At 72.6% G+C, this 9,361-nt stretch carries 9 protein-coding genes; all 9 read right to left on the bottom strand.

Annotation, left to right across the window (positions count from 1 at the left end; translation table 11 throughout):
* Window positions 1-150: 150 nt before the first annotated feature.
* On the bottom strand, window positions 151-765 hold the full coding sequence (locus tag ACZ7P3_RS42395) for a hypothetical protein (protein ID WP_472090030.1): 615 nt from the start codon (window positions 763-765) through the stop codon (window positions 151-153).
* A gap of 59 nt (window positions 766-824) precedes the next feature.
* Complete coding sequence (locus tag ACZ7P3_RS42390; RefSeq protein WP_472090029.1) at window positions 825-1,625, bottom strand: hypothetical protein; 801 nt, start codon at window positions 1,623-1,625, stop codon at window positions 825-827.
* Window positions 1,626-2,455: 830 nt separating this feature from the next.
* Entirely contained in the window at window positions 2,456-2,851 is a 396-nt protein-coding gene (locus ACZ7P3_RS42385) for a hypothetical protein (RefSeq protein WP_051820480.1), read from the bottom strand.
* 67 nt (window positions 2,852-2,918) lie between these two features.
* Window positions 2,919-3,194, bottom strand: a complete 276-nt coding sequence (locus ACZ7P3_RS42380) for a hypothetical protein (protein ID WP_472090028.1) — start codon at window positions 3,192-3,194, stop codon at window positions 2,919-2,921.
* A gap of 116 nt (window positions 3,195-3,310) precedes the next feature.
* Complete coding sequence (locus ACZ7P3_RS42375; RefSeq protein ID WP_472090027.1) at window positions 3,311-3,583, bottom strand: hypothetical protein; 273 nt, start codon at window positions 3,581-3,583, stop codon at window positions 3,311-3,313.
* Window positions 3,580-3,795 carry a hypothetical protein gene (locus ACZ7P3_RS42370; protein WP_362165405.1) on the bottom strand — a complete coding sequence of 72 codons (216 nt, stop codon included), beginning with the start codon at window positions 3,793-3,795 and terminating at the stop codon, window positions 3,580-3,582. Before ACZ7P3_RS42370 ends, ACZ7P3_RS42375 begins: the two co-directional genes overlap by 4 nt.
* 55 nt (window positions 3,796-3,850) lie before the next feature.
* Window positions 3,851-4,711, bottom strand: coding sequence for an ArdC family protein (locus ACZ7P3_RS42365; RefSeq protein ID WP_472090026.1), 861 nt, complete (start codon window positions 4,709-4,711; stop codon window positions 3,851-3,853).
* Window positions 4,712-5,554: 843 nt separating this feature from the next.
* A complete protein-coding gene (locus ACZ7P3_RS42360; protein ID WP_472090025.1) occupies window positions 5,555-6,418 on the bottom strand; it encodes a class I SAM-dependent methyltransferase in 864 nt (287 codons plus the stop codon).
* A gap of 1,149 nt (window positions 6,419-7,567) precedes the next feature.
* Window positions 7,568-9,049: a ParB/RepB/Spo0J family partition protein gene (locus tag ACZ7P3_RS42355; protein WP_472090024.1), complete on the bottom strand. Its 1,482-nt coding sequence runs from the start codon at window positions 9,047-9,049 to the stop codon at window positions 7,568-7,570.
* Between the last annotated feature and the right edge of the window lie 312 nt (window positions 9,050-9,361).

Below are 9,361 nucleotides of genomic sequence, written 5' to 3'. Positions count from 1 at the left end.
GGTGCCGACGGCACCGGCCGACGAAGGAGGCCGGGGCCGGCGAGCACGCACCGGGCCACCAACACCGCCACGCCGCCAGGCGTGTCCGCTACCGCCGCGGCGGCGGCCCGCCCCGGCCGGCTCGGGCGGGGCGGGGCGTCGCCGTGGCGGTCAGCCGGTGAAGGCGGCCCACTCCATGCCGCCCCTGGCGTACTTGAGACCGGCGCGCACGCGGAACGCCTCGTCGTCCGTGATCGCGCGGGTGATGCCCTGTTCGCTCAGGAAGGCGTCGATGGCCTCCAGCGGCTCTTCCGAATACCGGAAGTTATCGGTGGTGCCGTGGGTCGCGGCGAGCTCTCCCGCCCTCCAGAGCTGGACGGAGTAGGTCCGGCGGTCCGGGTCGAAGATCGGCCGCAGCTCGGCGTCCTCGCCGTCGAGCTCGACCCGCCGCAGCTCCTCGAACAGCTCGTTGCGGCGCTTGTCGCAGTCCTCGGGGCTCCACCCCTCGACGTAGACCCCGGACCGCTGGACGGGGTACTCCACCAGGGGGCTGATGCTGCCGTAGCCCCACGGGAAATCGGCCTCCCGGAAGTTCACCCGGTAGCGGTCCCATGCCGTGCCACCCGGCACACGGCCGCACCACATGGCACCGACACGGACACCGGCCTGGTGCTCGTACTGGTACAGGTGGTCACCGGGCTGCACGTCGGCACCCTTCACCGTGATCGTCTTCAGGCGCGGGATCAGCCGGTACACCTCGGTCTCGTCCGCTGCGGTCCTCATCATGATCTCCTCTGTCGAAGGTGCGGGGGCCCGCCGTGGCGGGCCCGGCGGGCGGGGTGGTGTCAGGACCCGAAAACCGTGTCGATGGCGTTCAGGAAGTGGAACGCGCACGCTCGGCGTCGGGTGGGGCGGCGGTCGGCGGGGTCCCGCTTGATCCACGGGTCCGCCTCGATCGCGACGGGGGCGGGCTGAGTGCAGCGGGGGTGGTCGCAGCGGCCCGGTCGTCCGGCCTTGGCCAGGTCGATGACCCGGTACGGATCGGCCAGCGTGACGTCGAATCCGAACGCGCTGCTGCGCATCGCCGCTTCGTAGGCGGCGCGCTTCGCGGCCTCGGCGCGGGCCTTCTCCGCTGCGGCGGCCTCCTGGGCGGCGATGGCTTCCGCCAGCGTCTGGGCGGACGGGGAGGGGCTGCCCGCCACCGTGTGGGCCTTCAGGACTTCCCTGCGGCGGCTGGCCAGCGTCTCGTCGTCCTCCCGGGGCTCGCGGACGGGCAGCACGCGACCGTGCATCCAGTTCCACCGGTCGACCATGTAGTTCAGGGCGATCTGCGGGGTGCGGACCTCGGCGACGAACTCCAGGTCGTGCAGAACGACGTCGTCCCACCACTCGGTGTGCGTCCGGCGGCCGTCGCTGAAGAAGGCTCCGAGAAAGGCGTCCGTGTCGGCGAAGTAGACGTTGGCGGCCACGATGTTGCCGTGGTAGCCGTCCTCCTGGAGGGCTTCCACCAACCAGTCGTAGTGCCGGAGTTCGGCGGTGTGCATCGGGACCACGGTCAGGGGGACGTCGCGGCCCTCCGCGACCCGGGGGCCATTGCGGTGGAAGGAGACGACTCCGCCGGTGCGGTAGAGGGTGCTGGTGGTCATGTCGTCTCCCTGGTGTTGAAGGTTCGGGCCTGTCGTCCGGGGCTGCCATCCCCTTCTGACATCACTAATTCTGCCTTATTTGAGTGCCTGAGTCCACCTGGAACAGTCCTCCGAACGGGTGACCTGCATCACATCTTTCCGCAGGTCAGCGGCGGTTTCCGCCCCCTCCGCGCGGGCCTTGCCCGGCGGCCTCCGCCACAACTCCGCCCGGTGGGCGGGGGCTCCCCTCGGTCGGTCGGGCAGCTCCGCCGTACCGCCGGTTCTGCGGGGGGTGCCAGGCTCGCGCTTGCGCGACCGCGAAGCGGCTCGGCCTGGCACCCCCCGCAGGTTCGGTGGTAGCCCGAAGGGTGCCCGTCCGGCCGAGGGGAGCCCCCGGCCACCCCCCAACCCCAGCCACTCCCCGGCCCGCACACACGCGACGAGCCCCCACCCCCTTGGGAGTAAGGGCCCGCCGGAGGCGTCCATCTTCTCCACCACAACCGCGTGCTGCCCGGAATCCGCCCGGCCGGCGCGACGTCCCGGCGGTCCGCGCGAGCGGACCCGAACGGGAACAGCCGCCCCGCCAGGGGCGCCCGTTCGGCCCGACGAAGGAGGGCGGCCCGCCCCGCGGGCCCGGCCCCGAAGGGGCCCAACAAGTCGTCGCGCCGCCAGGCGCGTCCACGGCCCGGTGCCGACGGCACCGGCCGACGAAGGAGGCCGGGGCCGGCGAGCACGCACCGGGCCACCAACACCGCCGCCCCGCCAGGGGCGTCCGCTACCGCCGCCGTACAGCACGACGCGGCCCGCCCCGGCCGGCTCGGCGGGGGACGGGCCGCGTCGCGCGGCGGGTGTTACTCGGCGGCGGACGCCTCGACCGTCACGCAGCAGGTGAGCGGGACGCCGTGGAGGTCGTAGTTCGTGACGCCGGGGGCGACGAAGAACTTGCGGCTCCCGCTGTAGCGCAGGACGGCCGTGCTGTCCGCGTCGAGCGTCACGGTGGCACGCGGCTTGCCGCGCCGGGGGCGGTCGACCTCGGCGACGATGCCCTTCAGGCCGTTGAGGTACGCGGGGGAGAGCTTGGCGAGCTGGACCGTCGCCCCCTTCGTCACCGTGGCGGCGGCGACGGTCTCGGCCTTGCGCCGGTCGGCCGCGCGCCGGGTGTTGACGGCCTCGATGATGTGGTCCAGCGCCGCGTCATCGGCGTCGCCGACGATGAAGGCGGTCATCTGCTCAAGGGTCGTGGTCATGTGAACTCCTGTGTTGAAGGTTCGGGGTTGGACCGGGGGAGAGCTGCCTCTCTCCCCCGGCGGGGGGTCATACGGTGCTGCTGGCGAGTCGGCTGACTGCCTCCTGGAAGGTCTCGGCGGAGAACATGACGTCGGGCCACTGGACGGACACCTCGCGGCCGTCGCTGTACTCGATCCCCCACGCCAGGGAGTCGCCTTCGGCGGCCGGACCGGCGACCTGGGCGGGCTCCCATCCGGCGAAGCGGCGGCGGGGGTCTCGGGCGTCCGGCACCCACTTGCGGACCCTGACGGGCAGACCGGCCACGGCGGTTGCGATTCGGGCCGCTTCGTCTGCGTATGACATGCAGTCTCCCGGTGTTGAAGGTTCGGGCTGTCGCCGGGAGGGGCTGCCATCCCCTCCCGACACTGCTAATTCTGCCTTATTCAGGATGCCGCGTCAACGCTGTGACGTGCGTGTTCCTAGATTCCCCACCACACGCGCTGCTCGTCAATCAACAGCTCGACCGGCAGGACTCCCGCACCGTTGAGTGCGACCGGCGCCACCTCGTCCCGGTCGACGGACAGGCGCATCCGGGCTTCGCCGCCGGGGTCCAGGACAAGGTACGCGGATACGTGCACCCCGACCAGCGTGATCATGGGGACTTCTCCGGCGCCGTCCCGTTCCGGCGCGTGCACGGGGTGGACGCGGGATTCCGCGTGCAGTCGCTCGACGTCCTCTTGCCGCACGGTCACGCCTCCTGCGCGATCTCGTCCGCCTTGTATCCGGCCGGCTTGCCCATGCCGGGCCAGACGACCATGACCAGCCGGTCGCCGGTGAAGGGGTCGGTGCCGTATCCGGTGACGGTTCCGAGGATCAAGGGAAGCGTGCGGTGCCGCACGGTGCTGGTGCGGGGGTGAGCCTCCTCGATGGCGGGGGCCGGGGTCTGGGCTGCTTCGGTGTTCACGTCTACCTCTCGGGGGATGGGGGCCGGTGCCGAGCGGCACCGGCCCGGCGGGCGGTCAGGCGTCGGCGCGGTCGCGGCCGAACGTGTGGCGGGTGCCGTCGCAGCAGGGGCAGACGTCGCCGATCAGCTCCGCGAGGCTGCGGCCCACCGTGATCGCTCGGACGGCGCTGGCCTTGACGGGCGGGTTCTTCGGATCGGCGGTGATCCATCCGGCGGACGGCGGGACCAGGAGGGGGCCCGGCGGCACGCGGAGGATGCGGGCGGCGACGTGGGAGGCGGCTGCCGCTTCGGCCTCGACCTGCTCGGGGTCGACTCCGGCCGTGGACTCGATGGCGGTCCGGGCGACCTTCAGCAGCAGGGCCCGGGATGCGTCCTCCGGGTCGATCGCCTCGGCGGGCACCCCGTTGATCAGGAAGGCGCGGTGGTCACCCTGGGCGGTCAGGGCGGCGATCAGCCGGTTGCGGACCACCTGGGCGGGACTGCCGGAGATCGGGCGGGGCGGGACCGGCGGGCCGTCGGTCTGCGAGATGTCGAAGACCGCGTTCGAGACCCACCCGCGCGCCGGTGCCTCGTCCTGGGGCTCGGGGTCCTCCGGCGTCGACGCCTCGTCCTCCCGTCGCCCTCGCATGGGCCCCCAGATCCGGATGCCCTCCTCACCCTTGCGGACCTGCCGCCCCTCGTCCTGCCACGCCCGGTAGCCGAGTACGCGCGTCGCCTCCGGGGCCTGGAGGCCGATGGCGATGGCGTTGACGGCTCCGCGGTGGTTCAGGTGGACGGCTCCGGCCCGCATGACCGCCGCCCATACGTCGCGCCGTCCCATAGCGGCGTATCCGGCCTGGAGAAGGTCCGCCAGTTCGGCCGTGCGCCGCCTGCCGAGTTCTCGCCGGGCGTCCGGCGCCATCTTCCTGTACCCCATCGGGCTGTCCTTTTCGTGTTGAAGGTTCGGGCCTGTCGTCCGGGGCTGCCATCCCCTTCCGACATCACTAATTCTGCCTTATTTGAGGGCCTGAGTCCACCCGGAAAGAGGGTCTGAGCGAGTGATCTGCATCACACGTTTTCGCAGGTCAGGGGCGGTTTCCGCCCTCTCCGGGCGGGCCTTGCCCGGCGGCCCGCCACGGCTCCGCCCGGTGGGCGGGGGTTCCCCTCGGTTGGCCGGGCAGCTCCGCCGTACCGCCGGTTCTGCGGGGGGTGCCAGGCTCGCGCTTGCGCGACCGCGAAGCGGCTCGGCCTGGCACCCCCCGCAGGTTCGGTGGTAGCCCGAAGGGTGCCCGGTCGACCGAGGGGAACCCCCGCCCACCCCCTACAACCTCAGCCACCTACCGGGCCGCACGCGGCACACCACCCCCGCACCCCTTGGGCAGGCCCGGCGCCCGCCGGAGGCATTGGGGTTCGCCTCGACCGACGACCCGGTGCTGCCCGGCTGCTGCGCTGATCGGAGCGGACAGACCGGCGGTCCGCGCCAGCGGACCCGAGACAAGGTCGTCGCCCCGCCAGGGGCGTCCGCTTCGGCCCGACGAAGGAGGGCCTGGTCCGCCCCGCGGACCCCGGCCGCCGCGCGGCCGCCGGCCCCGAAGGGGCCCAACAGGTCGTCGCGCCGCCAGGCGCGTCCACGGCCCGGTGCCGACGGCACCGGCCGACGAAGGAGGCCGGGGCCGGCGAGCACGCACCGGGCCACCAACACCGCCGCCCCGCCAGGGGCGTCCGCTACCGCCGTGGCGGCGCCCCGCCCCGGCCGGCTCGGCGGGGGCGGGGCGGCGTCTCAGAACAGGGCCGCTTCCTCGTACTCGTACGTGGTCGCCGTCGGCTTGGGCGCGGGCACGGCGGCTCGGGGGGTGGACACGAAGCGCGGGGCGGGGACCGGCAACAGGCCCTCTTCCGCGTCCTCGAAGTCCGCGAACACCACCTCTGTGCGCGGGCTGACGCCTCGCCATCCGTCCTCGTAGGCGGACGTGTCGATGCCCACGCGGGAGCAGAGGGTGAATCCGGTCTCCCGGTGGAAGCGCTCGTACGCGGTGCTGCGCTGCTCCTCGTAGCTGTGGACTCCCGCGATCTTGAACGGCGCGGACATCTGCGGCACGAGGAACACCCCCTTCCGCGCGAGGGTCGACGCGATGTCCATGACGTGGAATTCGAAGTTCGGGCCTCGGTACCTCGGCCCGTTCCCGCTCCGCTCCACCCGGCCGAAGGGGGGGTTGGCCACCGCGTAGTCGAACCGCCCCAGCGTCTTCGGGTCCAGGGTGAAGACGTCCGCGCAGATCCATTGCGCCTCGGGCACGACCTTCCGGCCCACCTCGACGTATGCCGGGTTCTTCTCGACGCACACCACCTCGCGCGGCGGCCTGCCCTCGAACCTCCTGTGCCACTTGTCTTGCACGGCCCACGCCAGACGGCCGATCCCCGCGCACAGGTCGATGACCCGCTCCCCGTTCACCTCCAGCCGGAGGTCGAGCGCCAGATCCTCCGGGGTGAAAAACGCTCCGTCCAGGGAGTTGCTGGTCGTGCTGGACTCCTGCCAGTGGTCGAGCACGGTTTCCCGCTCCTCCTCCGTCAAGTCGCGGTTCAGCTTGACCAGCCGCGACGCCTCGCGGTGCAGTCGCTCTTGCTCCTTGGTCAGCTTCGCCATCACGCTCTCCCTGGTGTTGAAGGTTCGGGGTTCGCCGTCCGGGGCTGCCATCCCCTTCCGACATCACTAATTCTGCCTTATTCATGGGTCGGGGTCCACCTGAAACAGGGGTCTCGGGGGGTGATCTGGATCACACATTTCCGCAGGTCAGGGGCGGTTTCCGCCCCACCGGCGGCGGCCTCGCCGGGCGCGTCCGCCACGGCTCCGCCCGGTGGGCGGGGGCTCCCCTCGGTCGGTCGGGCAGGCTCGCCCGTACCCGGGTTCCGGCGGGGCCGCCAGGCTCGCGGAGCGACCGCGAAGCGGCCCGGCCTGGCGGCCCCGCCGGGTTCCGGGTAGCCCTCCGGGTGCCCGACCGGCCGAGGGGAGACCCCGGCCGCCCCCACACCCCAGCCACCCACCGGGGGCCCAACTCGCCCCGCGCCCGCGCCCCTTGGGAGTAAGGGCCCCCGCCGGAGGCGGTCCCTCTCCACCACGACCAGGTGCAGCCCGGTGGCGCCGATGGGTCCGGCCGGCCCGCGCAGCGGGCCCGCCGCCGCGAAGCGGGGGCGCCCTTCGCCGTCGTCGCGGAGCGACGACACCCCACGCGAAGCGTGCACTGCAGACCGGTCCAGCGCAGCGGACCACCCCCGTGCGGCGCGGAGCACCGCACCTCGGCGCGAAGCGCCGACACTGCCACCGGTTCGCGGAGCGAACCGCACCGCTGCCGATGCCGGAGGCACCGGCACTCGTCCGCCGGAGGCGGACGACCTCCCCGACGACGACCAGGTGCAGCCCGGACTCCACCTCGGCCGACGCGGACAGATCGGCGGTCCGCGCCAGCGGACCCGAACGGGAACAGCCGCCCCGCCAGGGGCGCCCGTTCGGCCCGACGAAGGAGGGCCTGGTCCGCGCCAGCGGACCCCGGCCGCCGCGCGGCCGCCGGCCCCGAAGGGGACGAACAAGAGGTGCCGCGCCGCCAGGCGCGTCCACGGCCCGGTGCCGACGGCACCGGCCGACGAAGGAGGCCGGGGCCGGCGAGCACGCACCGGGCCACCAACACCGCCACGCCGCCAGGCGTGTCCGCTACCGCGCCGCGCACGGCGGCGCCGCCCGTGAGGGCGACGCTGCCGTACGCGGGCCGGGAGGGGGCTCCCCCTCCCGGCCCTGCGGTCACTTCGAGTCGAGCTGTTCCTGTCCCGTCTCCTTCGCCTTCTCGGCGGAGACCTTCGCCGCGTGCTCGGTGCCGTCGTACTCCTGGCCGTCGATGATGGCCTGTTCGATCGGTGAGGCCGAGTGGCCCAGCTGCACGAGCATGGAGAGGTACGCGCCGATCCGCTTCCGCGTGTGGCTGCTCAGCCCCTGGCGGTCCGTGCGCCAGGGCCGGTTGTCCTTGTGACCGGTCGTCTTCTCGTACGACGCGACGCACGCCATGAAGGGGAACAGCGCCAGGCGGCGGGCGTCGGCCTTCGCCAGGATCTCGGCCGTCATCGTGTTCGCCCGGGAGGCGTCCGCGATGCCGAGCCATTCGCGGACCAGGCGGGTCCCGTCCTCGCTGGTGATGTCACCGATGCCGAGATCGTCGCCGCGCAGGGTCGATTCCGCGACGAACCGCGCCATGATCACCTGCGCGTCGCGCGGGAACGTCTTGCGGGTCATCCAGGTAGTCAGCCACTCGCGGCGGGCTGCGGTCGCGGCCTTGTAGTGCTTGTTCCCCTGGATGATGCGCTGGCGGGCCTCCTTGTCCTCCGCCTTGGTGGTCGCCGTGGTGCTGCCGGGCGGCTGGTAGACGGCGTGGTCGTACAGGGCGGGCTTCAGGCAGTAGGTCACCCAGTGGGAGCCGTACTGCGCCGGGGCGACGACGTGCCCCCGGCACGCCTTGTGTTCCTCCTCGCTGATCGTCTTCCCGTCGTGGGTCCGCAGTTCGTGAATCCGGGTCGCGCTGTCCGGCAGGGCCTCGTACTCGTCAATGACGGTCAGCCCGGCGGCGACGGCCTCGGCCCGCTCCTTGGCCAGCCGCGCCGTCTCCTCCCGGTCGTCGCGGAGCCTGCGCAGACGGTAGGAGAAGTTCCCGCCCTGCGCCGCCTCGGTCAGCTCCTTCAGGGCCTCCGGGTCGTCCTCGAACTCGGCCAGCGCTTCGAGCTGGTCGAGCGTCCAGGCATACTGGACGGCCTGGGCCGCCTCCATCGTCTTGGCCGCGCGTCCCACCTGCACGGCGGTCTTCACGTCCTTCTGCGTCCACCCGGTCTCGGTCGCGATGGCCTTGACCCCGGCCCCCAGCTCGCTCGCCTGGAAGAGGGCGGCGGCCTTCTCCCGCGTGTTCAGGCCCACCCGCTGTTCGGCGGTGGTGACCATGTCCACGTACTGCCCGGCCTCGTCCTCGGCCCGGCTGTCGTCGATCACGACGGGGACGGTCTCCCACTTGTCCTCGATCATGACCAGCAGACGGCGGTGACCGTCGATCACCTTGTACGTACCGTCTGCCTGCGGGGTCACCAGCAGCGGCGTCCGCAGCTTCTTGCGGAGGCTCCGGCGGAACCGGTCGGTCACGGCCAGGTCCTCACGGACGTTGCCGGGGTGGGCGGTGAGCTGGGAGAGCGGGACGTCCTCGAATCGGAAGGTGGTCGGGATGGTCTGCTCGACGGTCTCGGTCACGTCGTTGTCCTTGGTGTTGAAGGTTTAGGGCCTGTCGTCCGGGGCTGCCACCCCCTTCCGACATCACTAATTCTGCCTTATCTACGTGGCCGGGTCCACCTGGGATAGGGGTTTCGGCGGGTGACCTGTATCACACTTTTCCGCAGGTCAGGGGCGGTTTCCGCCCCACCGGCGGCGGCCTCGCCGGGCGCGTCCGCCACGGCTCCGCCCGGTGGGAGGGGGCTCCCCTCGGTCGGTCGGGCAGGCTCGCCCGTACCCGGGTTCCGGTGGGGGTGCCAGGCTCGCGCTCGCGCGACCGCGAAGCGGCTCGGC

The organism is Streptomyces sp. NPDC107581, assembly GCF_055657175.1.
This window is presented reverse-complemented; position numbering and strand designations above follow the sequence as displayed.